The 24,820-nt window shown below is 58.5% G+C and carries 29 protein-coding genes; 7 read left to right on the top strand and 22 right to left on the bottom strand.

Annotation, left to right across the window (positions count from 1 at the left end; all coding sequences use genetic code 11):
* Window positions 1-51 precede the first annotated feature (51 nt).
* From OLX77_RS03380 to OLX77_RS03360, 5 genes are all read right to left on the bottom strand, one after another.
* Window positions 52-750, bottom strand: coding sequence for a cytochrome c biogenesis CcdA family protein (locus OLX77_RS03380; RefSeq protein ID WP_307632177.1), 699 nt, complete (start codon window positions 748-750; stop codon window positions 52-54).
* Window positions 750-1,151 (bottom strand): thioredoxin family protein, encoded by a 402-nt coding sequence (locus tag OLX77_RS03375; RefSeq protein WP_307632176.1) that lies wholly within the window; start codon window positions 1,149-1,151, stop codon window positions 750-752. The genes OLX77_RS03380 and OLX77_RS03375 overlap by 1 nt, the downstream gene beginning before the upstream one ends.
* Window positions 1,152-1,211: 60 nt before the next feature.
* On the bottom strand, window positions 1,212-1,718 hold the full coding sequence (locus OLX77_RS03370; protein WP_307632175.1) for a rhodanese-like domain-containing protein: 507 nt from the start codon (window positions 1,716-1,718) through the stop codon (window positions 1,212-1,214).
* The gene (arsB, locus tag OLX77_RS03365; protein WP_307632174.1) at window positions 1,699-3,045 is read right to left on the bottom strand and encodes an ACR3 family arsenite efflux transporter; all 1,347 of its coding nucleotides are present in this window, start codon (window positions 3,043-3,045) and stop codon (window positions 1,699-1,701) included. The genes OLX77_RS03370 and arsB overlap by 20 nt, the downstream gene beginning before the upstream one ends.
* Window positions 3,046-3,145: 100 nt before the next feature.
* Window positions 3,146-3,487 carry an ArsR/SmtB family transcription factor gene (locus OLX77_RS03360; protein ID WP_307632173.1) on the bottom strand — a complete coding sequence of 114 codons (342 nt, stop codon included), beginning with the start codon at window positions 3,485-3,487 and terminating at the stop codon, window positions 3,146-3,148.
* Window positions 3,488-3,699: 212 nt separating this feature from the next.
* Here OLX77_RS03360 and OLX77_RS03355 point away from each other — a divergent pair, with 212 nt between their 5' ends.
* From OLX77_RS03355 to OLX77_RS03340, 4 genes are all read left to right on the top strand, one after another.
* Window positions 3,700-4,521, top strand: a complete 822-nt coding sequence (locus OLX77_RS03355) for a ZIP family metal transporter (RefSeq protein WP_307632172.1) — start codon at window positions 3,700-3,702, stop codon at window positions 4,519-4,521.
* 144 nt (window positions 4,522-4,665) lie between these two features.
* Complete coding sequence (locus tag OLX77_RS03350) at window positions 4,666-5,676, top strand: serine/threonine protein kinase (protein ID WP_307632171.1); 1,011 nt, start codon at window positions 4,666-4,668, stop codon at window positions 5,674-5,676.
* A gap of 67 nt (window positions 5,677-5,743) precedes the next feature.
* Window positions 5,744-7,063, top strand: coding sequence for an adenylate/guanylate cyclase domain-containing protein (locus OLX77_RS03345; RefSeq protein WP_307632170.1), 1,320 nt, complete (start codon window positions 5,744-5,746; stop codon window positions 7,061-7,063).
* 94 nt (window positions 7,064-7,157) lie between these two features.
* The gene (locus OLX77_RS03340) at window positions 7,158-7,358 is read left to right on the top strand and encodes a hypothetical protein (protein ID WP_307632169.1); all 201 of its coding nucleotides are present in this window, start codon (window positions 7,158-7,160) and stop codon (window positions 7,356-7,358) included.
* 93 nt (window positions 7,359-7,451) lie between these two features.
* Here the strand turns inward: OLX77_RS03340 and OLX77_RS03335 are convergent, their stop codons facing one another.
* Both OLX77_RS03335 and OLX77_RS03330 read right to left on the bottom strand, forming a co-directional pair.
* Window positions 7,452-8,132 (bottom strand): response regulator, encoded by a 681-nt coding sequence (locus OLX77_RS03335; protein WP_307632168.1) that lies wholly within the window; start codon window positions 8,130-8,132, stop codon window positions 7,452-7,454.
* The gene (locus OLX77_RS03330; RefSeq protein WP_307632167.1) at window positions 8,132-9,601 is read right to left on the bottom strand and encodes an ATP-binding protein; all 1,470 of its coding nucleotides are present in this window, start codon (window positions 9,599-9,601) and stop codon (window positions 8,132-8,134) included. The genes OLX77_RS03335 and OLX77_RS03330 overlap by 1 nt, the downstream gene beginning before the upstream one ends.
* Window positions 9,602-9,789: 188 nt before the next feature.
* Here OLX77_RS03330 and OLX77_RS03325 point away from each other — a divergent pair, with 188 nt between their 5' ends.
* On the top strand, window positions 9,790-10,686 hold the full coding sequence (locus tag OLX77_RS03325; protein ID WP_307632166.1) for an EF-hand domain-containing protein: 897 nt from the start codon (window positions 9,790-9,792) through the stop codon (window positions 10,684-10,686).
* A gap of 56 nt (window positions 10,687-10,742) precedes the next feature.
* Here the strand turns inward: OLX77_RS03325 and OLX77_RS03320 are convergent, their stop codons facing one another.
* The 9 genes from OLX77_RS03320 to OLX77_RS03280 form a co-directional block, all read right to left on the bottom strand.
* A complete protein-coding gene (locus tag OLX77_RS03320) occupies window positions 10,743-11,687 on the bottom strand; it encodes a PA2778 family cysteine peptidase (RefSeq protein ID WP_307632165.1) in 945 nt (314 codons plus the stop codon).
* A 40-nt stretch (window positions 11,688-11,727) separates the two neighbouring features.
* On the bottom strand, window positions 11,728-12,135 hold the full coding sequence (locus tag OLX77_RS03315) for a PA2779 family protein (RefSeq protein ID WP_307632164.1): 408 nt from the start codon (window positions 12,133-12,135) through the stop codon (window positions 11,728-11,730).
* A gap of 203 nt (window positions 12,136-12,338) precedes the next feature.
* Complete coding sequence (ablB, locus tag OLX77_RS03310) at window positions 12,339-13,175, bottom strand: putative beta-lysine N-acetyltransferase (protein WP_307632163.1); 837 nt, start codon at window positions 13,173-13,175, stop codon at window positions 12,339-12,341.
* Window positions 13,165-14,481, bottom strand: coding sequence for a lysine 2,3-aminomutase (gene kamA / locus OLX77_RS03305; RefSeq protein WP_307632162.1), 1,317 nt, complete (start codon window positions 14,479-14,481; stop codon window positions 13,165-13,167). Before kamA ends, ablB begins: the two co-directional genes overlap by 11 nt.
* A 244-nt stretch (window positions 14,482-14,725) precedes the next feature.
* Window positions 14,726-15,271, bottom strand: coding sequence for a MarR family winged helix-turn-helix transcriptional regulator (locus tag OLX77_RS03300; RefSeq protein ID WP_307632161.1), 546 nt, complete (start codon window positions 15,269-15,271; stop codon window positions 14,726-14,728).
* A gap of 195 nt (window positions 15,272-15,466) precedes the next feature.
* Window positions 15,467-15,757 carry a DUF504 domain-containing protein gene (locus OLX77_RS03295; RefSeq protein WP_307632160.1) on the bottom strand — a complete coding sequence of 97 codons (291 nt, stop codon included), beginning with the start codon at window positions 15,755-15,757 and terminating at the stop codon, window positions 15,467-15,469.
* A 22-nt stretch (window positions 15,758-15,779) separates the two neighbouring features.
* Window positions 15,780-16,595 (bottom strand): ATP-binding protein, encoded by an 816-nt coding sequence (locus OLX77_RS03290; protein ID WP_307632159.1) that lies wholly within the window; start codon window positions 16,593-16,595, stop codon window positions 15,780-15,782.
* 2 nt (window positions 16,596-16,597) lie between these two features.
* The gene (locus tag OLX77_RS03285; protein WP_307632158.1) at window positions 16,598-17,194 is read right to left on the bottom strand and encodes a DUF502 domain-containing protein; all 597 of its coding nucleotides are present in this window, start codon (window positions 17,192-17,194) and stop codon (window positions 16,598-16,600) included.
* A gap of 225 nt (window positions 17,195-17,419) precedes the next feature.
* Window positions 17,420-18,013, bottom strand: a complete 594-nt coding sequence (locus OLX77_RS03280; RefSeq protein ID WP_307632157.1) for a cytochrome c3 family protein — start codon at window positions 18,011-18,013, stop codon at window positions 17,420-17,422.
* Window positions 18,014-18,327: 314 nt separating this feature from the next.
* Here OLX77_RS03280 and OLX77_RS03275 point away from each other — a divergent pair, with 314 nt between their 5' ends.
* Both OLX77_RS03275 and OLX77_RS03270 read left to right on the top strand, forming a co-directional pair.
* Window positions 18,328-18,456 carry a hypothetical protein gene (locus tag OLX77_RS03275; protein WP_307632156.1) on the top strand — a complete coding sequence of 43 codons (129 nt, stop codon included), beginning with the start codon at window positions 18,328-18,330 and terminating at the stop codon, window positions 18,454-18,456.
* Window positions 18,457-18,551: 95 nt separating this feature from the next.
* Window positions 18,552-19,592: a lipid A deacylase LpxR family protein gene (locus OLX77_RS03270; protein WP_307632155.1), complete on the top strand. Its 1,041-nt coding sequence runs from the start codon at window positions 18,552-18,554 to the stop codon at window positions 19,590-19,592.
* Here OLX77_RS03270 and OLX77_RS03265 read toward each other — a convergent pair.
* The 6 genes from OLX77_RS03265 to OLX77_RS03240 form a co-directional block, all read right to left on the bottom strand.
* On the bottom strand, window positions 19,570-20,343 hold the full coding sequence (locus OLX77_RS03265) for a ceramidase domain-containing protein (protein ID WP_307632154.1): 774 nt from the start codon (window positions 20,341-20,343) through the stop codon (window positions 19,570-19,572). The two genes, OLX77_RS03270 and OLX77_RS03265, sit on opposite strands and share 23 nt — an antisense overlap.
* A 13-nt stretch (window positions 20,344-20,356) precedes the next feature.
* Window positions 20,357-21,340: a TIGR00341 family protein gene (locus tag OLX77_RS03260; RefSeq protein ID WP_307632153.1), complete on the bottom strand. Its 984-nt coding sequence runs from the start codon at window positions 21,338-21,340 to the stop codon at window positions 20,357-20,359.
* A 33-nt stretch (window positions 21,341-21,373) separates the two neighbouring features.
* Window positions 21,374-22,129 carry a DUF4197 domain-containing protein gene (locus OLX77_RS03255; protein ID WP_307632152.1) on the bottom strand — a complete coding sequence of 252 codons (756 nt, stop codon included), beginning with the start codon at window positions 22,127-22,129 and terminating at the stop codon, window positions 21,374-21,376.
* Between the two features lie 68 nt (window positions 22,130-22,197).
* Window positions 22,198-23,049 (bottom strand): deoxyribonuclease IV, encoded by an 852-nt coding sequence (locus OLX77_RS03250; RefSeq protein ID WP_307632151.1) that lies wholly within the window; start codon window positions 23,047-23,049, stop codon window positions 22,198-22,200.
* 3 nt (window positions 23,050-23,052) lie between these two features.
* On the bottom strand, window positions 23,053-23,580 hold the full coding sequence (locus OLX77_RS03245) for a peptidylprolyl isomerase (protein ID WP_371877487.1): 528 nt from the start codon (window positions 23,578-23,580) through the stop codon (window positions 23,053-23,055).
* A gap of 137 nt (window positions 23,581-23,717) precedes the next feature.
* A complete protein-coding gene (locus OLX77_RS03240) occupies window positions 23,718-24,818 on the bottom strand; it encodes an alkene reductase (protein WP_307632149.1) in 1,101 nt (366 codons plus the stop codon).
* Window positions 24,819-24,820: the final 2 nt, after the last annotated feature.

Raw genomic sequence — 24,820 nt, 5'->3', positions numbered from 1 at the left:
CGCCAGGAATCAAGGCCGGGGAGAGTACACTCGCCCAACCTGTCGGTTTCCCTACCAGAAAGGCCTGAGCAGAAAATAAACCCCAAGCCCACCGATCAATATTCCGGCCCCCCTGCGGAACCATCCGCTGGCCTGGCCGAAGGAAGAGCTGGCCAGCAGCCGTTTCACCGTGGCGGTTGAACTGCCGGCCACGGCAATGGGCAGGCAATGGCCCACGGCAAACAGAAGGATGAACAATACCCCGGTCAGCACCTGCTGCTGCACCGTGATGATGGCCAGGATGGGGGCGATGAAGCCGAAGGTGCAGGAGCCGGAGAGCACGCCGTAGGCAAGCCCCAAGACAAAGGCGCCCCACGCCCCCCGTACTTTTAATTTTGCCATGAGCCCGCTTGGCACGGAGCACTTGGCAATGCCCAGCATGTCGCCGGACACCCAGAGCAGAATCACCCCCACGGCCATGGTCCAGTACGGCCCCACGTCGCCCAGCATCCTGCCGAGCAGGGCGCAGATCACCCCCACCAGGACGATGGTCAGGAAAAGGCCGGTGCTGAACAGCACCGCATAGTGCACGGCCTGCCTGCCCTTGATCAGTTGCTCCTGTCCGCCCACATAGGCCACCACCAGAGGGATGGAGGCCAGGTGGCAGGGGCTGAGCAAGACGCTGATCATGCCCCAGAGAAAACAGCCCAGGGCGGCCAGGGCGAGGCCCGCGCCCATCCATTCATTGACCAGGAGAAAAAGGGCGTCCATTACTTACCGCTCCCACTACCGGGCTGGGCAACGCCCATTTGGGCAAGCTGGGCCACAATGGCTTTTTTGTCCAGGAAGCCGCTGTGGCGGTAGACCTCATTGCCGCTACGGTCGAAAAAAATCTGGGTGGGGATCATGCTCACCTTGAATTTCTTGCCTTCGTCCGGATTCTTCCAGACATCGATAAAGATGATCGCCGCCTTGCCCCGGTATTCTGCTGCCAACTCCTCAAGGATGGGCGCCATCATCTTGCAGGGGATGCAGGCCGTGGCGCCGAGATCAACCATGGTCACCGTGTCGAGAACCGGTACCGGGGCAGATGGGCTTGACGCCCAACCGGCAGAGGTGTGCAGAACGACCAGGGCGGCCAGCAACAATGCGAATCGGACAATTGTTTTCATGCGTTCTCCTTGGTGTTGTATGGGATGCTCCCTTGCGAACGGAAGTTATTGCAAAGCTTCTTACTGTGCCGGGGTAGTGATGAAATCCCGCGCCTTGTCGCCCCGCAACAGCTCCGCCAGTCCGAGCAGGCCATCGTTGAGGTATCTGGCTCGGTATCCCTTGGTGATGAGATAGAGCCGGGCCATGCTGGAGCGATCGTAGTGGGGGCAGGCGGTGACGACGAGCTTGCTCTTGTCCAGTTCGCCCAGTCGTGCGGGCAGTTCGTTGAGCGGGATGTTCTTGGCGAAGTTCATGTGCCAAGCGGCGAATTCCTCGGGAAAGCGAATGTCGATGAGCTGGGCCTCTCCTTTCTTGAGCAGTTCCACCAGTTCCTTGCTGTCGATCTTCATCTCCTTGCGTTCCTGGTAGGTGAAACCTGCCAGATACTCGTCAAGGGAAGCGGCCTGTGCCGGACTGAAGCACAGGAGCAGGAACAATCCCGCCGTCCATGGCCAATGTCTCGTTTGCATCTGTTTTTTCTCCTTAGTGGCGGCGATCAGTCCGGCCTCACGGTTTGCAGGAAACATGGCAGACTCCGGCCAGGGTTTCCTTGGTAAAGGGGAAATATTTTTTCCGGAACCAAAGCGCCACGTTGACCAACCCGATGAGCACCGGCACTTCGACCAGCGGCCCGATCACCGCGGCAAAGGCGACGCCGGAGTTGATACCGAATACGGCGATGGCCACGGCGATGGCCAGCTCAAAGTTATTGGAAGCGGCGGTGAAGGAGAGGGTGGCGGACTGCTCGTAGGTGGCCCCCACCTTCACGGACATGAAAAAGGAAACCAGGAACATGACCAGAAAGTAGATGGTGAGCGGGATGGCGATGCGGATTACGTCAAAGGGCAGCTGCACGATGTATTCGCCCTTGAGGGAAAACATCACCATGATGGTGAAGAGCAGGAAGACCAGGGTGAAGGGGCTGATCTTGGGGATCAGTTTTTCCTGGTACCAGGCTTCCCCCTTGAGTTTCACGCCGATAAAGCGGGTGAGCATCCCGGCGATAAAGGGGATGCCGAGATAGATGAAGACCGACTCGGCGATCTGTGCCATGGAGATGTCCACCACCGCGCCGGTCAGCCCCAGCCAGCCCGGCAGTACCGAGATGAAAAACCAGGCGTAGAGCGAGAAGAAGAGTACCTGGAATATGGAGTTGAAGGCCACCAGCCCGGCGCAGTACTCGGTGTCGCCGCCGGCCAGATCGTTCCAGACAATGACCATGGCAATGCAGCGGGCCAGGCCGATGAGGATGAGCCCCACCATGTATTCGTGGTGGCCGGAGAGAAAGGTGACGGCCAGAAGAAACATGAGGAGCGGGCCGATAAGCCAGTTCTGCACCAGGGAAAGGGCCAGCACCCTGAAATCGCGGAAAACCTCGTGCAGCTTTTCGTAGCGCACCTTGGCCAGGGGCGGGTACATCATGAGGATCAGGCCGATGGCGATGGGGATGTTGGTGGCGCCGACCTGAAAGGAGTTGATGATCTCGGTGACCGGCGGATAGAGCCAGCCGGCCATCACCCCGATGAACATGGCCAGGAAGATCCAGAGGGTGAGGTAGTGGTCGAGGAAGGAGAGCTTTTTCCCTGTTTCCGGACCGGGGTTCTCCGGAAGGGGGCTGTTCTCGTAGCCAAGCCAGGCAAGGGCTTCCTTTTTGCTGGGAACCTTGCCTACACATTGCACCGTGCCGTTGATGACCACCGCCGGGGTTGAGAAGACGCCGAGTTTGGCGATCTGCTCAAAGTCCGTCACCTTTTCGATGGTGGCCTGCACCCCGGTCTCGTCCAGTACGGTTTGCATGAGGCGTTCCACCTCGCGGCATCTGGGACAGCCTGGGCCCAATACCTGAATTTTCATGGTGATCCTCCTGATGAGTTCTGTCTGGGTTTGGTCTCGTGTAAACGTCGTGCTAAGGACCATCTTCGCCGGGGTGACGTTCCTGAAGAAGGCCAGGTTGTCAGGCGCATTTTTTCTTGGTGCGTCTGAAGGCCTCCAGGGTGTTGTAATCCTGCTGGGTGTCTGGCAGTTCTGGCAACCTCTTGCTGAGCAGCTCGACCAGTTCCTTGGCCAACGGGGTCTCCATCTCGGCGAGTCGGTAATACATCCAGACTCCGCCCCGCCTGCCTTTTACCCAGCCCGTGTTGCGGAGATAGGCAAGGTGCCGGGAGATTGTGGATTGCGGCAATTGGAGCACGGCCATCAGGTCGCACACGCAGAGCTCGCCGTCCAGAAGCAGGGCGAGAATCCGCAAGCGAGGCTCCTCGGATAAGGCTTTGAAAAATTGTGCTGTTGTCCGCATGAATCTCCGATTCTCTTTCTGGTAGGGTGTTTCTTGTGAAAAATCGCACTCCGATAATAAGCATATCCGGATAGGCGGATGAAAGCAAGTGCGGTGTCGGCACAGGTCTGAAGCGTGGCGGCCTATTTCCCGCATATACTTTTCACTGTTTCTGGCATACAATGGCCGTGGGAAGCTTTTTAGGCTTAATTTCTTAGGTTACAGGCGGCAGGATGCATCCATTTATTTTTTTTCAGGAATTGAATCCGGTCATTCAGGCGTTGCTGGCGACCCTGTTTACTTGGGGCGTGACCGCCGCGGGCGCGGCCCTGGTTTTCATGCATCGAACCGTGAACCGGAAGGTCATGGATTCCATGCTCGGCTTTGCCGCCGGGGTGATGATTGCCGCGAGTTTCTGGTCGCTGCTTGCCCCCGGGATCGAGATGGCCGGGCAGATGGGCTTCGTGCCCTGGCGCACCGCAGCGCTGGGGTTCATGGCGGGCGGGCTGTTCATGCGGCTCATCGATTTATTCCTACCCCATCTCCATCCCGGTCTGGATATCAGCAAGAGCGAGGGGGTGAAAACCTCCTGGCAGCGCAGCACCCTGCTGGTGCTGGCCATTACCCTGCACAATATCCCCGAAGGGCTCGCGGTGGGCGTGGCCTTCGGCGCGGTAGCCGCCAATATCCCCTCGGCCACCTTGGGCGGCGCCATTGCCCTGGCTATCGGCATCGGCTTGCAGAATTTTCCCGAAGGGGCCGCGGTATCCATGCCCCTGCGGCGCGAGGGTTTAAGCCGGGGAAAAAGCTTTGTGCTCGGCCAGGCCTCCGGGCTGGTGGAGCCGGTGGCCGGGGTGCTGGGGGCCTATTTCGTCCTCAGCATGCAGTCTGTGCTTCCCTATGCCCTTTGTTTTGCCGCCGGGGCCATGATCTTTGTCGTGGTGGAAGAGCTGATTCCGGAGTCGCAGCAGAATCCGAAACATATTGATATGGTAACCATGGCGACCATGGTGGGTTTCGCGGTGATGATGGTTCTCGATGTGGCGCTGGGCTAACGGCAATGCAGCATGAAAAATGTAAAATTAACAAGGAAGGACAGGAAAAATGAAAAGGTATCAAGAACCATGCGGTGGAGGATGCAGGGAGAAGAAGTTTTTCCCATTTTTCACTATCCATTTTTCATTTTACATTGAGCAACGATGAACCGCATCGTCGCGCCCCACGCGCACACCGCCTTTCAGCGCCTCACCCCGGAGATCGTCCTCACCCTGGTGGAAAAGGCTCTGGATATCCGCTGCACCAATCTCTGCCGGCCCCTGGCCAGCTATATCAACCGGGTCTACGAGCTGGAAGGCGAGGATGGGGAGGGATTGGTGGTCAAGTTCTATCGGCCCGGCCGCTGGAGTTATGGAGCGCTCCAGGACGAGCATGAATTCTTGCTTGAGCTCGCCAGCCGGGAGATCCCGGTCATCGCCCCTCTTGCCTTGCAGGGCAACAGCAGTCTGGGTCAGCATGAGGGGATGTATTTTGCCGTCTTTCCCAAATGCGGCGGCCGCAGTTCGGATGAATACACCGATGAGCAGTGGCTGGAAATCGGCCGGTTGCTCGGGCGCACCCATGCCGTGGGCGCGGGGCGGATTCCGGAGGGGCGGATCATTATGACTCCGGAGAAATCAACCCGGGAGCAAATGGACTATCTCCTGGCCGGGAAGTTCATGGACGGGGATCTTGCCATCCAATTCGGGGAGCTGGCCAAGGCCCTGGTCGCCGAGATCAGTCCGCTCTTTAAGAACACCGAGATGATCCGTATCCATGGGGACTGTCATTTTTCCAATCTCATCTACCGGCCCGGCGAATCCTTCTATCTCATCGATTTCGACGATATGGCCCTGGGGCCGCCGGTGCAGGATTTCTGGATGCTCCTGCCGGGCTACCGGGAAGAGACCTTTGCCGAGATCGACCTCTTTCTCGAAGGCTATGAGACCTTCCGCGATTTCGACCGCCGGAGCCTGCGGCTGATCGAGCCGCTTCGGGCCATGCGTTATATCCACTACATGGCCTGGTGCGGTTATCAGGTGGCCGAGGAGGGCTTGAGCCGGGTGGCGCCTGATTTCGGTACCCGTGACTACTGGCAGCGGGAGTTGCGCGACCTCGATGAGCAGCTGGAGCGGATCAGAACCGCGCCCGAACCCCAGGGGAACTGGCTTTGAGGCGCGGCGGGACGCGAAGATGGGAGGAGCCCTTGGAACGGGGCAAGAATAAAGAGCAGGAATCACCATGAGCGATGATTTTCAGATCAAGCGCAAATTGACTGCCATCCTTTCGGCCGATGCGGTCAGCTACAGCCGGATGATGAGCGAGAACGAGGATCAAACGCTGCGGACCCTGGCGGATCAACGGCGCATCCTCGATGCCATCATCGAGGCCCACGAAGGGCGGATCGTCAACACTGCCGGAGACAGTGTGCTGGCCGAATTCTCCAGTTCGGTGGCCGCGGTGCGCTGCGCCATCGAGATGCAGGAAGCGCTCAAGACGCGTAACGACGGGCTCCCCAGCGATCAGCGGATGCTTTTTCGCATCGGGGTTAACCTCGGCGACGTGATGATCAGCGGCAGCGATCTCTTGGGTGACGGCGTCAATGTGGCCGCCCGGTTGCAAAGCATCGCCGAACCCGGGGGCATCTGCATCTCCTCCAGCGTCTACGACCAGATTTCAGGCAAGATCAATCTCGGTTTCGCCGATCTGGGCGAGCAGAATCTCAAGAATATCACCCGTCCCATCCATGTCTACCAGCTGACCGGGGCCAATGCCCCGATAAAGGCCAGGGCGGTCAATGCAACCCGCAAGCGCGGAATCTTTTGGGTGGTGGCGGGATTCCTCTTCCCCGTGGCGATCTTGGCGCTGGGCGGGTATTTTCTTCTCTCCTCCTCGCAAAAACCGTTGCCCACGGGCGAAGCACCTCCTCAATCGATGACCAGGGAATTGGAACAAAGCCGGCTGGAAGCGGAAAGGGGGCGAGCCCAGGCCGAGCTGGAAAAATTGCGCGCTGAAGGGGAGATGGCCAGGATGCAGGCGGAGTTGGCGCTGGAGAAAGCCCGGACCGAGGCGGAACAGATCAAGCGCCGCAGTGAGGCTGAAGTGCGCAACAAGGCGGCTTCGTCCTCGCGCTCGGAGCCTCGCGTCATACCAGCGGCAGTACCAGCCCCATTGCCTTCCGCGGTGCAGGATTCTGCTCCCAACTCGTCCGAGCCACCGGTAAAACCAGCGGTAGAGGCTTCGCCCCAATGGATCGCCACCCTGTCCTGCGAGGCCTTTGAGAATCGTCCCGCGTCACAGATGCGCCTGCCGGTTACCTCGCGCGGGGGGGATTTTGTTTTTGAACGGGGCAATGCCGGTCAGCCGGGTTATGTGTTTTTGCAGGGCAAGCCTGTTAACGGTCAGCTGACCATGATTGGCAACGTCATTTCCGGCGCCAAGGCCACGCTTGGCCGTCCGGGGAGCGCCCACCTGAGCGGCAGCTTCGACGGCAGCGGCTATCAGCTGCAAGGCAAGCTGGGCCGCCGTCCGTGCAGCATGACCTTGGAAGCCCGGCAATAGAGTCGGGTCTCAACGACCTACCCAGCTTGTTTCGGCCGTCGGGAGCAGGGTATTCCGAAAAGCGCCAGGATCTTTGCCCTTGCCGAGGTCTTTGATGCGCTCATCTCAAAGGCCCTACAAAGAGCCCTTTTCCTATGCGCGTTCCGTCGCCATCCTGCAGGAATCGTCCGGCAGCCACTTTGACCAGAAACTGGTCGATGCCTTGGCCATTGCCCCGCAGCTCTGCGGCAACGAGCAGGAGGCGGAGTTGAACGGTTTGCTCTATCAGCTGGTGCGGCGGTATTTCACGGCCTGAGCTGCGGAGGGTTCGAGAAGGCCCAATTGGGTGGGATATTCAGCCTTGAGCTCCGCCATGTTCTGCCGGCCCAACGCACAAGGGAATGGCAGCCTATCTTTCTTCCCGCGGTTCAAATTTATACCCTACCCCATAAACGGAATGGATGAACTCCGTTGCGGCATTAGCCAGAGAGATTTTCTCGCGGAGATGCTTGATGTGGCTGTCGATGGTTCGGTCAGCCACGATCCGTTCGTCGGGATAGATGTTGTCCATTAGTTGCTGTCGGGTGCAGACCTGCCCCGGTTTTGCGGAAAAAAATTGTAATAATCTGAATTCGACAGCGGTAAGTCCTAGGTCGCAGCCGTTGAGGGTGGCCTGATAGCGCGATTGATCCAGGACCAGACCAGGAACCTCGAGGGAGGAGGCCCTATCGGTTCGTCGGAGTACCGCCCTGACCCTGGCCACCACCTCGCGGGGGCTGAAGGGTTTGCAGATGTAATCGTCCGCTCCCGATTCCAGGCCCTGGAGCCTGTCGATTTCCTCGATACGGGCGGTGATCATGATAATCGGCGCAGACGAATAGGTGCGGATATTAAGGCAGATATCAAGGCCGTCGCCTCCTGGCAGCATCAGGTCCAGGAGAATCATGGCCGGGGCGTGTTTTAGTACCCAGGGAGCCACCGCCGCGGCGGTGGCAATCCAAAAGGTCTTGAATCCCGCCTGCCGGAGATAGTCGCGTAACACCCCTGCCAGCTTCGGTTCATCCTCCACGATCAGAATCATTTGCGCCATCAGGGGTTCGTCCTTGGAAGTTCGACCTGGACCCAGAGGCCGCCCAGGGGAGAGGGTTGTACCGAGATTTTCCCCAGGTGGGCCTCGACGATGTTCCGGCAAATGGCCAACCCGAGTCCGGCCCCGCCGGTTTCTCGGTTTCGTGAGGCATCCACCCGATACAGGCGCTCGAACAGTCGTTCCATGTCCGCTCCGGCAACCCCTGGGGCGGAATCCTGAAAATCAATACGCACGGTGCGTTCATGACAGGTCATGTCGATGCGCAGTGCTCCTCCGGCATTGGTGTACTTCAGGGAGTTATCGAGGAGGTTGGTGAAAAGCTGGCGCAATCGCTCGGCATCCCCGAAGACTTCCACGGCGTTTTCCGCAGGCACAGTGTTGGTGAGGGAAAGGCCTTTTTCGGTGAATTGAGCGGCATGGATAACGACAATCTCTTTGAGCAGAGCGATGATATCCAGATTTTTTTTCCGGTAGGTAAGCGCCCCGAGGTCGGACATCGTAAGCTGATAAAGATCCTCCACCAGGCGGGCGAGGCGGAGTACCTCTCCATGCAGTGAGCTGAGCGAGTGCTGGTCCGGTTGGCGAATGCCGTCCTGAAGTGCTTCGATCTCGCCGCGCAGGATCGCCACCGGTGTGCGCAGTTCATGGGAGATATCCGCAACCCATTGGCGGCGGGCTTGTTCGTTTTTTTCCAGGGTCATGGCCAGGGTATTGAAGTTGCCGGCCAGCTGTCCCAGTTCGTCGGCAGAGACCACTTCCACCCTGGTGGTGAACTTTCCTGCCGCCAGCAGGCGTGTTGCTCCGGCCAGGTTTTGCAGGGGGCGGACCAGCCGTTTGGAGAGAAGTGCTGAAAGCCAGGAGGCAAGCAGGAGGACGATTCCCGCCACTATGGCGAATGCCATGGTCTGCTCCTTGAGAAAACGCTCTTGATGAGGCTCAGAAATCTCGGTGCGCGGCAAAATCCCGAGATATCCTATGACCTTCCCCTGATTGCGCAAAGGCGTGGCCTCGCTGTGTGCAGGGATTTCAAGCCGGCTGATCAGAACCTTGCCGCCCGCATCGAGCAGAAAAAAGCGTTGCTCAAAGTGGTGGAGAAGACGGGGAGGAAGCGGTCTGTGGGGGGCTTTCTCGTCCATTCCCAGGGGTGGGGGAAGGTTGGCTGCTGGGCCGGCAAGGAGCTCAGGCGGAGGTCCAGGCGGGGGAGGCATGCCGCCTTCCGGGATTGAGGTCATGATCAGTCGCTGCCACATGGCTGGGTGATGCAGCACAAACCCCCAGCCGGATTCACGGCGATAGCCCTCTTCCAGTGAAGCGGCCAGCCTGGAGACCCCTGTTTTTTCGATGGTGTTGAGGTAGCGTAGAAACCCCTGTTTCATGCTCCATTGCATGGCAAGAACCAGACTGATCACCGCCACGGCGGCAGCCAGGCTGATCGCCAAGAAGAGTTTGTGGGTAATGCTGATTCGCATGGGCTGTCCTCAGGAACTGTTCGGATTCGATTTTCTTTGTAGCACAACCAGTGGGGGTGCGCATGGGCATTTGATTCGTCCGGAGTTCTTTCCTTATTCTTTCCACATTGTTGCGCGGGTCTGCAGCCGATAGAGCAAATAGGCGCATCATCGGATGCATCATCAGACCCAACACAGGAGGACAGATTATGGTAAACAGTGTCAGCAGTTCAAGCAGCTACGCCATGCAGGCGATGCTGGCCGCCATGCAAGGCGCGCAGCAGCGGCAGGGGCCGCAGGATTTGTTCAAGAAGGTGGATTTAGACAGCAGCGGTATGGTCTCCCAGGCTGAGTTTCAAACGCTGGCGGAAGACATCAGCAGTAAAACCGGCAAGAGCCTCAGCGTGGACGACACCTCCTTTGCCAGCTACGACGCCGATGGCAGTGGGGAGTTGAGCGGGGAGGAGTTGATGGCCGTCATGAAAAGCAACGGCTTTGGCCCCCCAGGAGACATGCAAGGCGCGGGAGAAGGAGGAGTGCCGCCCTCGAAAGATCAGGCAGCCGCAGCCTATGCCGTCACTTCCGGCGGGGACTCTTTGTCGGCTCTGATTGCCGGTTTGCAGCAGTTGTTGGCGCAGTTGCAGTCCGAGTCCGGAGATCAAGGGACTTCCACGGAGACAGCATCGGTCGGCAACGGCGGCAGTCATCATGGGCCGCATGATTTTTTCAAGAAGGTTGATACGGATGGCAGCGGTGGCATTTCCCTGGATGAGCTGTCAACCATGGCCACGAATATCCAGGATAAGACCGGCCAGGCCATTACCGTCGATCAGGACAGCTTTGCGGCGGCCGACAGCGATGGGGACGGCTCCCTCAATACCGATGAGTTGAAGGCGTTTATGGACAAAAGTGGTTTTGCGCCGCCACCGCCCCCGGAAGGCATGGCCATGAAAACGACCAGCGAGGATGCACAAGCCGAATCTTCAAAGACCAAGGCGGGGGGGCAGGAACAGATCGATCTGCTGAAAATCATGCTGGAAAGATTAACCAAACTCAGTAAGGCAGAATCAACGGGTTCGGCCTTACTGTTGAATGTTACCGCGTAAAAAATGTCTCTGCTCCCGGTGCGCCTTCCCGTTGAAGGCAGCCGGGAGTCCTTGCCTTAACGGGGCGAGGGCCTTGATTTTGCCTTTTTTGCCTTGATCTCTGCCTGGGTCTGCCGGAAATTATCGACAAGCGGGCCGCCAAGATCCACGGCTCGTTGCGCCGCCGCCAGAGCCTCTTTGCGCTTGCCCTGTTCGGCGAGAACCTGGGCCAGGTTGTTGAAGGGGATGCCGTTTTTGGGCTGCAGCCGGGTGGCCTTTCGAAAGGCCTCGGCAGCGCCAGCGAGATCGTGTAGGCTGTAGCGGCTGTTGCCAAGCCCCATCCAGGCGCCAAAGCTTTTGGGCCAGCGTTTCAGGGCCGCACGATAGCCGGCTGCCGCCTCCTGCCAGTGGCCGGTTCGCTCCAGCCCGGCAACGGCCTCAAGCCAAGGCGCTTCTTCGACCCTCTTCGGCAGCCGTTCAGGCGGCAGAACCAGGAGTCCCCAGTATTCGCTGCGCTGCCAGATATTGAGAAAAACCGAGGAACTGAGATGCTCGTTGGCCGTGAGCCCCGAATGGAGGATAACCTCGCTCTGTTCCTGGTCGTAGCCGATGACCACGCCATAATGCCATTTCGGGTACCAGGAAAAAGCGAGATTGGTCAGAACGATCACCGGATTCCCACCAGCAACCTCGGCGAGGAGGGCTTCGCTGCCGCTGATGGGATAAGCCACCCGGCCATGCCGGCGCGCTGCGCCGATCAGCCCGCTCTGCAGGCTGCCCTTGAGAGTGGGGCTGAAGACCTCGGGGGTGAGTGCAGTGGGTTGAATCGCGACCCCGCTCCAGTTGAGGGCCATGGCCAGAGCCGCCGGGCCGCACTGCAATTCATCTTGGGCAAAAAAAGGGACGCCGGAAACCATGGCTTTGTCCGGCACGTTCGCGGGTTGGGGCAACCGTCCTGTTGAGAGGAGACCGCAGCCGGAGAGGACAAGGGGCAGCGCGAAAAAAAACAGGCCGACAATCATCCGATTGCCGGCCTGAAGGAAACGCGAGTTTGCCTGGTGCTTAGCGGACGGGGTTAACAAAGGAAAAAACATTGGTGAGACCGAGGAGATCGGTGATCAGCAAGACCACAAAGATGAAAACCGCGGCGCCAACGATCGCCCCGATCGCATCGCCACCGGCAGGCAGCTGCTCCATGCTCTGGGAGATTTTCGCCAGCTCCGCATCGGAAAGGGAGGCCACTCTTTTCTGCGCCTCGGCCGCATCGACCCCGTGCTGCTCCATAACCTTCTGCACATCGTCGCGGCCCAAAAAGGTGCTCACCCGCTCCCGGTTTGCTGCGGTCTGCTGCGCGGTGAGCACGTTGCTGGTGTCGATCATCCGGGCCTGTGCGGTGTGTACGGAAAAATCGAGGAGCAGAAAGGTGAAAACCAAAAAGAAACTCATGGGTTTGATCATTTTTTGCAACATGGATCCTACTCCTATCTTGAAGTTGAGTAAAAAGTATAAGCAAGAAAAAAACCACTTTTAGTATATTAAAGAATAGAGGCAAACACTGCAATCTCTTTTCCGCGCAGAAAGCGGAAGCTGTCCGTTGGCGGCAGGGAATAAAAGGGTGGGAGCGCAGGAATGGCCGGGAAAGTCATGGGTGCGAGCCATGGCCGGCGACGGGTTTACAGCCGTTTATGCCAAACGTTCATGCTCTGGAGATCCCCGGAAATCTGGGTGTTGTTGACCAAGGGCCCGGCATAGGTGTAGCCATGTTTGGCAAAGGTTATATTCATCCCGAAGGAATAGGCCCGGGCAATGGTAAAGGCGGTCTTGATCCCGATCCGGCGGATCGCCTTTTCCATCTTGGCCAGAAGGTGGGTTGCCAGCCCCAACCCGCGAGCCTCCGGTAGGGTGGCGAAATCGGTCATCTCCGCATTCTGGCCGGCAAAATCAATCTCTGCCGAGGAGAGGGCGATCAATTTGTCCTCGTTGCGGATGCCGAAATAGATCAAATTTTCATCCATGGTCTGGGCGAGGTATTCGGGATCATGGATGGGGAAGGGGTACGAGGCGAAGACCTGCCGGTAGAGCTGGGCCATCTCCTCAACGTCATCTTTTTCCATGGTCCGGCAGGTAAGGCCCGAGGGCAGTCCGACTTCCTCCAGGGTTCCTGCTTTCTGTTCCGCGATTTCCAGAACCTGTGAGACCAGCTCCGGCTCTTTTTCTTGCCCGCGTTCGGCGGAGAAGAAGCGGCTCAGGAAGAAACTGTCGCCCTTGCCCTGAAAAAGGTCGGGAATGCGTGCCTCCTCAACAAAGCCGCGCTCCAGAAAGCGCGATCTGGCAAAGGTCGGCACCTTGGCGAAAATCTTGCTGTAGCCTTTTCGCTGCGCCAGTGCGACGACAAAATCGACAATCCCGGTGCAGTCCCCTTTTCCAACCTTCATTACGTAGGCGCGGTCGTTGACCTTGCCGTGCTGGATCAACGAGTCGCCGAGCTGTTCAATGGCATCAGGCTTCATCTCTTCGCTCCATTCTCCGGTTGTTTTCCGGGGTCAGGGAAATGGCCTGGTGATAGTCCGAAAGCAGCCTCTCGATGCCGGTTGAGCGAAACTCCTCGGCATCCTCCAGGTTCAACTGCAGATGGCAGTCCACGCAGTTGCGGTCGCAGAAGACCGGTTCGTAGCTGTCCGGCTCCTTGTAGGTGGTGATGACCCCTTCGTAGTTGCGCAGGATCACCTTGTTGGTGGAGTGGGAAATGAGGTAGCTGGGGTTCACCGGGATCTTGCCGCCGCCCCCCGGCGCATCGATCACATAGGTGGGTACGGAAAAACCGCTGGTATGCCCGATCAGGCTCTCCATGATCTCGATCCCCTTGCCCACCGGGGTGCGGAAATGGGAGAGCCCTTCCGAGAGGTCGCATTGGTACAGGTAATAGGGGCGGACCCGGTTGGCCACCAGCTTGTGCACCAGGGATTTCATGATCCGCGGGCAGTCGTTTACCCCGGCCAGGAGGACCGACTGGTTCCCCAGGGGAATGCCGGCATCGGCCAGGCGTTGCAACGCCTGCTTGGAGGAGGTGGTGATCTCCCGGGGGTGATTGAAATGGGTGTTGATCCAGAGGGGATGGTGCGTCTTGAGCATCGCCACCAACTCGGGGGTGATCCGGTAGGGGAGCACCACCGGCATGCGGGTGCCGATGCGGATCACCTGCACATGCTCGATCTTGCGCAATTGGGTGAGGATCCAGTCCAGGTACTTATCCGTAAGCATCAGGGGGTCGCCGCCGGAAAGGAGGACATCCCGGATTACCGGGGTGTTGCGGATATATTCCAGCCCCTTCTCGATATCATCGGTACCGGGAACGGAGTCGGTATCGCTCACCTTGCGCTTCCGGGTGCAATGGCGGCAGTACATGGAGCAGATGTTGCTGATATGAAAGAGGACCCGGTCCGGATAGCGATGGGTGATGCCCGGCACCGGACTGTCCTTGTCCTCGGAAAGCGGGTCGGCCATGTCGAACTTTTCAATGACCAGTTCCCGGGGTGAGGGGAAGGCCTGCTTGAATACCGGATCGTTCTGGTAATCCTCGGCATTGATCAGGGAAAGGTAGTAGGGGGTAATCGAGAGGGGGAACTTTTCCAAGGTCAGCTCCAATTGTGCCCGCTCCTCTTCTTCAAATTGGATCCCCAGAATGGATTCCACCATGGAGATATCCTTAATGGCGTGTTTGAGCTGCCAGCGCCAGTCACGCCAGTTGGCAAGGTCGACGGTTTCGGTGGTGATTATTTTGGCGATGTTTTGCTGGTTGGCTGAGAAAATAGTCATGTGCGGGTCCTTTGCGGGAAGAGTTTGCTTGGAAACAAGCTCTTAAATACCTTGAGCGGCTTTTTGTACAGTGTTCAGGGGCTATCGGTCAGGCTGTGCTGGTCAACAAATAGCCCGGCAGGCCCGTGGATGTTCAGGCCTTGCCGGGCGTTTCGGCGGGGCCAAAACGCTCTTTGTTGATGTCTCTTGTTTGAGGCGACGGACGGAAATATTCGGAGGGACAGCAGGGAGAACTTGGGCCGGTCTAGAGAACCGGCGGTGCTTCAATCTTTCGGGCCTCCATCATGTCAACCACCTTTTCCAGGGCCAGGGTAATGGAAACCTGTTCCAGCTCGGGAAGGTTCTTGAGCGATTCTGCCAGGGTTTTTTGCAGGGGGGAGGGGGCGTTGGCAATCAGCGTTTCGCCTGCCGCGGTCACGCAGACCTGCACCAAGCGCCGGTCTTTGCTGGAGCGCTCGCGGAGGGCCAGCCCCTTGTCGGTCAAACGGTCGACGATTCCCACCACCGTACTTGGGCTCTGGTACACCATGCGGGCCAGCTGGGTAATGGTCAAGGGTCCGCCTTTGGCAAGGGCCAGCAGGCAGCCCAGCTGCGGCCCGGTTATCTCGTGCTCGTGGGCCAGTTTGTGGGAATGGATTTCCACCGCCCGAATGATGCGGCGAATGGATTGCAGGATCCGCAGCTCATAGCTGTCTTTGGGAACCGGCGGAGTGACTCCGGGTCCCAGCAGGACCTCTCCGCCTGTTTCCGAGGCGTGACCTTTCTCGTTTTCCTGCACTGAATTGCTCATCGCTCTCCTGCTATTATGTTATCATCCGAATCTTTCGTGTTCAAATGATTAGAACACAAACAAGCTCTCTTGTCAAGGCGGGTAGGTTTCCGGGGAAGTACAGGCGAAGGTGATTTCTCGTTTTGGGAGTGATGCCTGCAGCCATTGGCTGGATGGCTGCGGGCAGAAGGGCGGCGGATTGCGGGGAAGAAGGGGTTATTTCTCGGGGATTGTCTTGCGGTCTCTTTTGGCGGGATCCGGACGCTGCCAGATCAGCTCGCCGTTGCGGTATACCTCGCGCACCCGGTGCAGGGGGATCCGTTGGTACACCCCCTCCTCGTCCATGAGCAGAAAGGAGTCCTTTCCGGTCGGCTCAAAGAGCAGATCGGTAAGCGGGTGCCGGACAATGCGAGCGGCCACCCGATCGTAGTAGCCGATCTCAAAGGCGCCATCCCCGAATGCTTTGTCCCATTTGATGCGGCTGAGGAGTTGGTCGAGCGGCTGCATGGAGGGCACTCCTTTTGGATGGCTACCAGCTCCCCGCCGCCGCAGGTACCGCAGCTCGGTCGATGAGACGGATGGCATTGTGCTGGCAAGCGGGACGGCAGACCCCGCAGCCATAGCAGGCGGCGGCATCGATCACACACTTCTGGTTGTCGCGGTTGACCCCGATGGCGTCAAAAAAACAGCGTTTGCGGCAGAGGTTGCAGCCCGTGCAGCGGTGCGGATCGATGGCAGCCACGTATTCCGCCTTCCACATGGTGCGTGTTACTCCCAAGGTGATTTGGGCCCTATAGGCCATGCAGTCTTGGTCGCAGTTGCAGATCGCGCCGATAAACGGGGTATTGAAGGTCCAGACGCTGTGGGTCTTGCCCTCCTGATCGAGTTGGCGGATGAAAGCGATGGCCTGCTCCCGGGTCCAGTATTCGAAGGCGGCGAAATCCGGCACCTGGGCCAGGATCGGGGTAAGGTCCATGCCCACTCCGAAGCAGTAGCGCTGCTCCGTGCCCAGGGAAACCCTTCGGCAGACGCAGGGCAGCCGGACGATGTGCTCCATCTGGGAGAGGATCGATTCCACGTCCTCCAGGGGCACGACCTGGCCGAAGTGGGTCTTCTCCATCTTGCGGGAAAGAAGGGGATAGGCAATGAACCGGTAGATGCGGGGGAAGCGGCGCTGCCAGCGGGAGGCGGTGGCGACATTATCGCGGAGCGATTTGCTGAAGGTGCGCAGGAAGCGGAGGAGGTTCTGTTCGGAATTGACCTGGTGGAACATCTCGGCCGTATAGTTGGCCATGTTTTCGTACCATTTTTTCCCTTCTCCGTGCTGGGTGCAGAATTGGCACATAATTATAGCTGTCCGGGATCAGCTTCCGCTTGAGGCGATAAGGGAGCCTGGGTTGTTTTCTGGGCGGAAACCCCGCCGGAGACGATGAGTTTCATGATTGCGCCGGGATCACCACTCAGGGGGGTGATCCGGCTCCGCTCGACAATGATGAGGTTGCCGGCGAAATTGTATGACTGGGGCAGGTAGACGGCGACACTGTCGGCAATGCCGAACCCCTGGAGATCGTCGCGGGTGATGAAACCCAGAACATGGATCTTGTTGTCTGTATCGATGGCAACCTGAACCGGCTTGTTGAAGCTTTTCTGATCGCCGACAAAGGCATGGATCAGGTCCTTGATGGCGGTGTAGATCATGGTCACCAGCGGCAGCCGGGCAAAAATCCGATCCACCAGAAGCACCACCCGGTTGGCAAGGAGATTGGAGGTCACGAACCCCATACCCAGGATGAGGCCGATGGTGACTAGAAAACCGACCCCCGGGATATCAAAGCGAAAGATCCCGTCGATTTTGGTGAAAATGAGATAGACCACATAGAGCGTGGCCACAACAGGTACGAGTACGAGAAGGCCCTGCAGAAAGTACTGGCTGATTTTTTTCATGATACGGTCCTGTGCGGGTTTCTGGTTGTTGCGGAAGCGTGTCGTTCTGGGCGAATTTCAAGATTGGGGCAACGGTAAGAGAACAGGACGCATAATAGCGCGGCTGGCGAAAATAGCCATATCCCTGTTGGTGAAGAGGGGGGCAAAGTGCGGTCGAAGGAGACGGGTATGGGGCGACTCCCGGGTTGCCCGGGGATCGCCCCATTGCGGGAAGCGGGGGAATGCTCAGCAGCCTTCGAGGGCCTTGGCTTTTTTCTGATGGCACTGGTTGCACACGGTGGGGCCACTCTTTTTTTCTTTATGGCACCCCTGGCAGAGGGCGTGGGCCGCATTTTTGCCCAGCTTTTGCGGGCCAGGTTTTTTGTCCCCGTGGCAGACTGTACAGCCGAAGGATTCGGCATGTTTTTTGTGCGCGAGCACAACCTTACCATTCTTGTTGTCGATGGTAACGGACCCCACTGTGGTGGTGAGCTTGGCTGCTGTTGCCGGGGCCGGGGGCGCTTTTTCCTCTGTCTTTACCGCGGTCTCGGCCGGTTTCGTTGGGGGTGTTGCCGGCGTGGCGATTTTTTCCATCACAGGTGCAGCGGTGGCCGCCACCTTGTCCTCCACTGTTGCGATCTGCTGTTCCGCCTTTTCCTCCACTGCCTCGGTGGTTTTCTCCACATGCTGGGCAACCGCCTCGGTGGCTTCTTTTGCCTTGTCCATGGCCTGTTCTGCAGCAACCATGGTTGTTGGCGCCTCGGCCTGTTTTTCCTCCTGGCTGCAGCCCGAGAGCATTAATCCAGTCATTATTGCGACAAAACAGAGGGTCTTTTTCATTGTTTTCTCCTGTGGTTTTAGGAAGGGGAAGGGTGGACAAGGGAAATATTTTTATGCACGCAGGGGGTGATGTTCGGTGAAACGAGGTGACTCGGCAGCATATTACCATGCTAGCAGGCAATGGGTGTAAAGGAAAGGCTGAAATGCAACGAAATCCTGGGGGAAGAGTGAGGGGCTGCTACGCAGCCCAAGCGTTATTTAATGCTTGAAAAAGCCGGGAAAGACTATACCTTGAATAAGGCATTATCGTATCGCGCGGCCGCAACGGTTTCCGTTGCCGAGGATATAAAAAAAGCAGCCAGGAGGATTTTCAGATGAGTGGACACGATGAGCAGCACGACGACCCCCACGGATACGGACACGATGAGCCCGAGGTGGCCGTGAAGATAGGGATCATGTTTATCTGCGTTACCGCGGCAATCTATCTTATTTCTCTGTTCTAGCTTTCGACTGCAAGGGGGGAGGTGGCGGCAGAAGACGGCCAAGGCCATTTCCCCTTTTTTGTCCCCCTCTGTCCGGTGCCTCCCGTGAGGTTGTCATGCCCCTGTCCCGTTGCCTTTCCCTTCCCTTTTTTTTCGCGCTCTCCCTGTGGTGTTGCTGGCTTGCGTCGGTAACAACCGCCCTGGCCGGAGAGGCCCCGGAACTGCCGTGGACCGTGCATGTCTACTTTGAAAACGATCTTTTCACCGGCACGGATCGCAATTACACCAACGGGGTCAAGATCTCGGTCATCTCTCCGGATCTGCTCCGCTTTGTCGAGAGCGGCAAGCTGCCGGATTGGAGCCTGGAATACATCTACCAACTGCCCTTTATCAACGATCCCGATCCCGCCTTGAAGCGGAAGGTGGAATTTTCCCTTGGTCAGAACATGTACACCCCTGCCGATACCTCCCGCAGCGATCTGATTGTTGACGACCGTCCCTATGCCGGCTGGACTTACGGCGCCGCGGCCTTTCACACCCGAAGCAAGGCGTGGATGGATACCATCGAGCTGCAGCTGGGCATGATCGGGCCGCAGTCCTATGCCGCTGAAACGCAGCAGGCGGTCCACGACCTCCGCGACCTGCAGCGGTCCAATGGCTGGGAGCATCAGCTGAAAAACGAGCCGGGGGTGGTGGCGATCTACGAACGCAAATGGCAGCTGCCCCCCATCTTCAGTTCCGGCAATTTCGGGATGGATGCCATCTCCCATCTGGGCGCTTCTCTGGGCAATGTCTCCACCTATGCCAATACCGGGGTCGAAACCCGGTTGGGCTGGAACCTGCCCGACGATTTCGGGGTGAGCCTGATTCGGCCTGCCGGGAACACCGCTTTTTCCGTCAGGCAGCAGCAGGGCGGCTATCTCTTTGCCGCGGTGAATACCCGGGTTGTGTTGCGGGATATCTTTCTGGACGGCAACACCTTTGCCGACAGCCACAGCGTCAGCAAGAGACCGATTGTCGCCGATCTGGCAGGCGGGGCGGCCATCTATTTCAAACAGATGAAGCTGACCTGGACCCAGGTGCTCCGCACCAAGGAATTCGATGGGCAACCCGACAATCACAGCTTCGGCTCCCTCATCCTCTCCTTCTTTTTCTAGTCCTCTCCCGCACCGGCACCGCGAGCAGCATGCAGAGCGCCGCCAGGCCCGATAGCAGATGTTTGAGGGTGTGGCCGCTGACCATGGTGCTTGCGGCCAAGATCTCTCGATCAAAGAGTTCGCAGAGCTTGGCCAGGGTATAGAGGGCCAGCCCGGCCCACAACCGCTCGCTGTGCAGATATTTGGCGGGAAAAAGCAGAAGGATTGCCGGGATCAGGGCCATGGGCAGGAATTGCACCAGCGCATAGGGGCGGAGATCTCCGAGACCTTGGGCTTCGCTCCAGTGCCAATACGCTGCGGAACCAATCCCCATGGCCAGCAGCGGCCAGAGGGTTTTCGAGCTGGCTGTGGGGAAGACCCGCTCTTCAAGCAGCAGGGAGAACAGGGCCATGAAGGTTATGCTCATGGGGAGCCTGTCCCAGAACAGGGCGGGGGTGGAGGGGGCCCAGTGATAGTGCACGGAGCCGAGGCCGATGCAGAGAATTCCGAGGCTGAGGGCGGTATAGCCGGGTCTGGTTTCCGGTTTCCGCAAAAGAGGGCGTCGTTGCAGGCCATAGAGGCCAACGAAGAGAAAGAGCAGGTTGGAGCAGATATTGGCGAAATTTGGCAGGGTTGCAATCTCGCGGCTGTCGGCAAAGCTGTGGTAGGCTGGGTCTTGGGGGATTCGCTCCAGAAAGAGCATGGTGATAACCGCCGCAATTGCGATGGCCAGGAGCATGATTCTGCGAGAGGAGGAGTGATCTTCGTCCATAGGTTCCGGCCGGCTAGGTTGCATACGCCCTGCGGCCATAAATGAAAAACACCAGGATAATCAGGGTTGCCAGCCAGGCCAGGATGTAGATGACCATCGCCCGTTTTGCCTTCTTTTTTTCCCACCAGGTACGCGGGCGGATGTCTTTGAGGAAGAAGACCACCTTGCTGGCCAGATTGACGCAGACCAGATTGATGGCCAAGAGCAAGCCCGCGCCGGTCGCGAGGCCAAGATCCCCGTGTCCCAGCATGAGGCCGAGGGTTACGGCCGGGGGGAGCAAGGCCACCGCCACCATCACTCCGACCAGGATGCTCGACAAGCCGGTGGTCAGGGAAAGGGCCGCCGCCGCGCCCGAGGCCAGGGCCAGGGCAACGGAATCGAGCCCCACCCGGGTGCGGGCGAGAAGCTCCGGGCTTTTGTCCGCAAATGGCCAAAAAATACCGAGCAAAACAGAAAGGGCGATGGCCAGCACGATTCCCACGGAGTTGCTCAGCGCCGATTTGCGCATCAGCGGGATATCGCCCAGGGCGGTGCCCAGCCCAAAGGCGAGGTTGGGGCCGAGCAGGGGGGCAATCACCATGGCGCCGATCACCACGGCCACGTTGTTCTCGATGATCCCTATGGCCGCAACGATTGTTGAGAGGATTATCAATACGACAAAATTCAGATCCAGGCGGGCATTTTTTTCGACCTCTTCATAGAGGCGTTCCCGGGCGGTGGTGGCCGCGTCTTCTTCCTCGCGTTCCTCTTCCGATGGTTTGGGCAGGGAAATCTCCACCGGCAGGACCACGATGCGGGCGGCTGGCTGCTTGCCAAAGAGGGCCTGCAGGGCATCGAGTACCGACTGGAGCTTGTCCTCTGTCACCAGCAGGCGCATGGGCTGCATCTTGTCCTTGCCCACCACCCCGAGGCGAAAATCGGCAATCTCATGTTTTTCCGCGATGGCCGAAACCGTCTCGGCACTCTCCGCGTGAGCGACTACCTCGACGTACTTCATGTGCGCACTTTTCCTCCGGTTGGGCGGCTGATACTAATTCCCGCCAAAAACCTTTTTCAATAAGGCGGTCGTTTGTTTCAGCGGGTCCTTGCGGATACTGGCCTCTTCCTTGGCGAGATAATAAAAGATCCCGTCCATTGCTTTTTGCAGAACATGGTCGGTTAGGTTTGCCTTCACATCCGGGACAAAGGGCACCGCTTTGTATTGGCCCATAACCTGGTCGTAGGATTGAACCGCCCCGACCTGTGACAAGCTGGTGTCGATGATGGGCTGCATCTCTTTTTTCAGGGAGGGGGTCATCTTGGCCTGGAAATAGCGGGTCGCGGAATCTTCCGGCCCTGCATAGATTCGTTTGATGTCCTCGAAGGTCATCTCCTTGATGGCCTGCAGGAAAAGAGCCTTGGCTTTCGGGGTCGCCGCCTCGGCGGCCCGGTTCAGTTTGAGTTCCAGATCGTCGATGGCTTGCGACATCCCGATCTTGGCAAGAACGGTTTTCACCGTTTGTAATTCCCGCGGCAGGGGGATGTGGATGGCGGGGTCGGTATTAAAGCCGTCCGTGGCGCCCAGTTGGCCGACGACCTTTTTGGTGCCGAGGTTCAGGGCCTCCTTAAAGGCGCTGCCGATCTCGGCATTGCTCGGTGTCCCCCCGGTCTTCTGGGTGGTGGTCGTGTTGAGGGTGTTCAGCATCCCGGCGCCTTTTTCCAGCCAGGAGGTTTCCGCCTGCGCGTACTCCGCGGAAAAGGCAAAGAGGGTCAGGGCGACACCGATAAGATAAAGAGATTTTTTCATGGGCGGGTCCTCATCAAGGAATGGATATTCCATTATAGCAGGAGGCGGTGTGGTTTTTGCCAGCGATATTATCGCAGCAGGCTCCGCAGCAGGGTCAGGTTCTCCCGGTCTTCGTGGAGATCGTCCGACTTGGGGGTTTCCAGGACCATGGGATGGTCGGCAAAACGCGGATCGTTGACGAGGTGGCGGAATCCCTCGATGGTGATCTCGCCCTGGCCGATATGGGTGTGGCGGTCGATCCTGCTGCCCAGCCCCTTGCTGGCGTCGTTAAGGTGGAAGAACTTGAGTCGCTCCAACCCGAGCAGCCGGTCGAACTCACCCATGGTTTTGGCGTACGCCTTGGGGGTGCGGATGTCGTAGCCGGCAACGAAGGTGTGGCAGGTGTCGTAGCAGACGCCCAGTTGTTTCGGGTGCGAGGAGGTGGCGATGATCGTGGCCAGCTCCTCGAAGCTTGCTCCCAGGTTGGTGCCTTGGCCGGCGGTGGTTTCAAGGAGGACCATGACCTGTTTGCCGGTATCGGCCTCAGCAATAGCGCGGTCGAGGTTGGCGGTGAATCGTTGCAGCCCTGCTTCGATCCCTTCGCCGAGATGGGAGCCGGGATGGACCACCAGGTATTCGATGCTCAGGGCCGCGCAGCGGCGCAGCTCGTCGGCAAAGGCCGCGATGGACTTGCCCGCTGCCTCCGGTTTGGGCGAGGCGAGGTTGATCAGGTAGGAATCGTGGGAGGCCACCGGAATACCCGGGGCTTTCCGCCGTCGGGCCTTGAAGGCTTCGATCTCCGTCGGGTTCGGGGTCTTGGGCTGCCATTGCCGCTGGTTGGCGGTGAAGATCTGCAACGCCTCGCCCTCCACCTCGGCCAAGCGGTCGAAGGCCAGGGCGATCCCGCCGCTGATGGACATATGGGCGCCGAACTTGGGCATGGCTTACTCCCCAAGCTGTCCGCAGTTAACTATGGTCACTTTTGCCCGGGGCCGGCCGCTGCGCGACCCCATCTCTTCGATTTTCTTCACCACCTCGAGGCCTTCAACCACTTTGCCGAACACCACATGCTTGCCATCGAGCCAGGGCGTTTTGACGGTGGTTATGAAAAACTGTGACCCGTTGGTATTGGGGCCGGCATTGGCCATGGACAGCATGCCCGGTCCCGTGTGTCTGCGGATGAAATTTTCATCGGCAAAGGTGCGGCCATAAATGGACTTGCCGCCGGTGCCGTCACTGTTGGTGATGTCGCCGCCCTGGAGCATGAACTGGGGAATAATGCGGTGAAAGATGCTGCCCTTGAACCCGAACCCTTTTTCGTGGGTGGTCAACTGGAGGAAATTTTCTGCTGTTTTCGGCACCACATCGGCAAACAGTTCCATGACGATCCGGCCAGCTTTTTCATCGCCGATGGTGAGATCAAAAAACACCTTGGGATTGGCTCCGGCCGCCGGTTTTTCCTGTGCCGCCAGACTTCCCGCCACAAAGAGAGACGCCAATGCCACCCAGCCAATGAATAGTTTCTTGCCGTACCCTTTCACTTTTTGCTCCTTTATGATGTGTTCTCAAGAAAAGACGTTCTTTTGACCAGGTATCCGCAGGGTCCAACTTACACGGCAGCAGGCGGGGTGTACGGCGGATAATCCGTATACCCCTCGGCGCCCGAGGTGTACCACAGGGTCATATCCTCGGCCGGGTTGAGGGGGTAGTGGTGTTTGAACCGTTCGGGCAGGTCGGGGTTGGTGATAAAGGGGCGGCCAAAGGCGATCATGTCGGCGGTGCCTTCGGCCAAGCGCTGTTCCGCCAGCTCTTGGGTATAGCCGCAATTGCCGATGATCGTGGTTTGGATGATCGGCCGGAATTCCGCCAGGGTCATGGGTTCACCCTTTGCGTGAAAGCCAAAGGCCAGCCCGTCCATGATATGGAGATAACCGAGCTTGAATTTGTTGAGTTCTTTGGCCACGTACAGATAGGTTTCCCTGAAGTCCTCGCTACCCATGTCGTTGAAAACGCCGTTGGGCGAGATGCGGGCCCCGACCTGGTCGGCGGGCCAGACCTCGAGCACCGCCTCCAGGACCTCCTTGAAAAAACGGAAGCGGTTTTCCAGGCTGCCGCCGTACTGATCGGCGCGGAGATTGGTTTTCGAATCGAGGAATTGATTGATCAGGTAGCCGTTGGCCCCGTGCACCTCAACCCCGGAAAAACCGGCCGCCTTGGCATTGATCGCGGCCTGGCGGTAATCGGCCACGGTTGCCTTGATTTCCGATACCGTCAGGGCGCGGGGGATTTCGTACGGCTTCTTGCCCAGCGGGGTGTGGATGGAGTCGCCGTTCAGTTGCACGGCCGAGGCGGAAACGGGCAGCTCGCCGTCATGGTAATCGCTGTGCGAGGCCCGGCCGCAATGCCAGAGCTGCAAAAACATGTGTGCGCCGGTGGGCTTGATCGCCTCGGTAACTTTGCGCCAGCCGGCAACCATCTCTTCGGTATAGATGCCCGGCGTATCATGCCAGCCGATGCCCTGTTTGGAAACCACGGTTGCCTCGGTGATCAGCAACCCGGCCGAGGCGCGCTGACGGTAATATTCGGCCATCAAATCATTGGGAACCCGAGATGAGCCAGCCCGGGATCTGGTCATGGGCGCAAGGGCGATTCTGTTTTTGAAATGTAAATTTCCGATGGAGAATGGTTCAAATAAGCGGTTTGTTGTCATGG

The sequence above is a fragment of the Thiovibrio frasassiensis genome (genome assembly GCF_029607905.1).
Classification (GTDB): Bacteria; Desulfobacterota; Desulfobulbia; order Desulfobulbales; family Desulfurivibrionaceae; genus Thiovibrio; species Thiovibrio frasassiensis.
This window is presented reverse-complemented; position numbering and strand designations above follow the sequence as displayed.

Bases quoted from the DNA above. Each gene is read 5' to 3' on its own strand.
- OLX77_RS03330 (WP_307632167.1), bottom strand. From the start codon at position 9,601: ATGCGAATCAGCATTACCCACAAACTCTTCTTGGCGATCAGCCTGGCT.
- OLX77_RS03260 (WP_307632153.1), bottom strand. From the start codon at position 21,340: ATGAAGTACGTCGAGGTAGTCGCTCACGCGGAGAGTGCCGAGACGGTT.
- kamA (WP_307632162.1), bottom strand. From the start codon at position 14,481: ATGACTATTTTCTCAGCCAACCAGCAAAACATCGCCAAAATAATCACC.
- OLX77_RS03295 (WP_307632160.1), bottom strand. From the start codon at position 15,757: ATGCAGCCGCTCGACCAACTCCTCAGCCGCATCAAATGGGACAAAGCA.
- OLX77_RS03355 (WP_307632172.1), top strand. From the start codon at position 3,700: ATGCATCCATTTATTTTTTTTCAGGAATTGAATCCGGTCATTCAGGCG.
- OLX77_RS03380 (WP_307632177.1), bottom strand. From the start codon at position 750: ATGGACGCCCTTTTTCTCCTGGTCAATGAATGGATGGGCGCGGGCCTC.
- ablB (WP_307632163.1), bottom strand. From the start codon at position 13,175: ATGAAGCCTGATGCCATTGAACAGCTCGGCGACTCGTTGATCCAGCAC.
- OLX77_RS03345 (WP_307632170.1), top strand. From the start codon at position 5,744: ATGAGCGATGATTTTCAGATCAAGCGCAAATTGACTGCCATCCTTTCG.
- OLX77_RS03335 (WP_307632168.1), bottom strand. From the start codon at position 8,132: ATGGCGCAAATGATTCTGATCGTGGAGGATGAACCGAAGCTGGCAGGG.
- arsB (WP_307632174.1), bottom strand. From the start codon at position 3,045: ATGAAAATTCAGGTATTGGGCCCAGGCTGTCCCAGATGCCGCGAGGTG.
- OLX77_RS03370 (WP_307632175.1), bottom strand. From the start codon at position 1,718: ATGTTTCCTGCAAACCGTGAGGCCGGACTGATCGCCGCCACTAAGGAG.
- OLX77_RS03250 (WP_307632151.1), bottom strand. From the start codon at position 23,049: ATGCCCAAGTTCGGCGCCCATATGTCCATCAGCGGCGGGATCGCCCTG.
- OLX77_RS03360 (WP_307632173.1), bottom strand. From the start codon at position 3,487: ATGCGGACAACAGCACAATTTTTCAAAGCCTTATCCGAGGAGCCTCGC.
- OLX77_RS03320 (WP_307632165.1), bottom strand. From the start codon at position 11,687: ATGATTGTCGGCCTGTTTTTTTTCGCGCTGCCCCTTGTCCTCTCCGGC.
- OLX77_RS03290 (WP_307632159.1), bottom strand. From the start codon at position 16,595: ATGTGCCAATTCTGCACCCAGCACGGAGAAGGGAAAAAATGGTACGAA.
- OLX77_RS03240 (WP_307632149.1), bottom strand. From the start codon at position 24,818: ATGACAACAAACCGCTTATTTGAACCATTCTCCATCGGAAATTTACAT.
- OLX77_RS03300 (WP_307632161.1), bottom strand. From the start codon at position 15,271: ATGAGCAATTCAGTGCAGGAAAACGAGAAAGGTCACGCCTCGGAAACA.
- OLX77_RS03270 (WP_307632155.1), top strand. From the start codon at position 18,552: ATGCCCCTGTCCCGTTGCCTTTCCCTTCCCTTTTTTTTCGCGCTCTCC.
- OLX77_RS03315 (WP_307632164.1), bottom strand. From the start codon at position 12,135: ATGTTGCAAAAAATGATCAAACCCATGAGTTTCTTTTTGGTTTTCACC.
- OLX77_RS03280 (WP_307632157.1), bottom strand. From the start codon at position 18,013: ATGAAAAAGACCCTCTGTTTTGTCGCAATAATGACTGGATTAATGCTC.
- OLX77_RS03285 (WP_307632158.1), bottom strand. From the start codon at position 17,194: ATGAAAAAAATCAGCCAGTACTTTCTGCAGGGCCTTCTCGTACTCGTA.
- OLX77_RS03275 (WP_307632156.1), top strand. From the start codon at position 18,328: ATGAGTGGACACGATGAGCAGCACGACGACCCCCACGGATACGGACAC.
- OLX77_RS03375 (WP_307632176.1), bottom strand. From the start codon at position 1,151: ATGAAAACAATTGTCCGATTCGCATTGTTGCTGGCCGCCCTGGTCGTT.
- OLX77_RS03265 (WP_307632154.1), bottom strand. From the start codon at position 20,343: ATGGACGAAGATCACTCCTCCTCTCGCAGAATCATGCTCCTGGCCATC.
- OLX77_RS03340 (WP_307632169.1), top strand. From the start codon at position 7,158: ATGCGCTCATCTCAAAGGCCCTACAAAGAGCCCTTTTCCTATGCGCGT.
- OLX77_RS03350 (WP_307632171.1), top strand. From the start codon at position 4,666: ATGAACCGCATCGTCGCGCCCCACGCGCACACCGCCTTTCAGCGCCTC.
- OLX77_RS03255 (WP_307632152.1), bottom strand. From the start codon at position 22,129: ATGAAAAAATCTCTTTATCTTATCGGTGTCGCCCTGACCCTCTTTGCC.
- OLX77_RS03325 (WP_307632166.1), top strand. From the start codon at position 9,790: ATGGTAAACAGTGTCAGCAGTTCAAGCAGCTACGCCATGCAGGCGATG.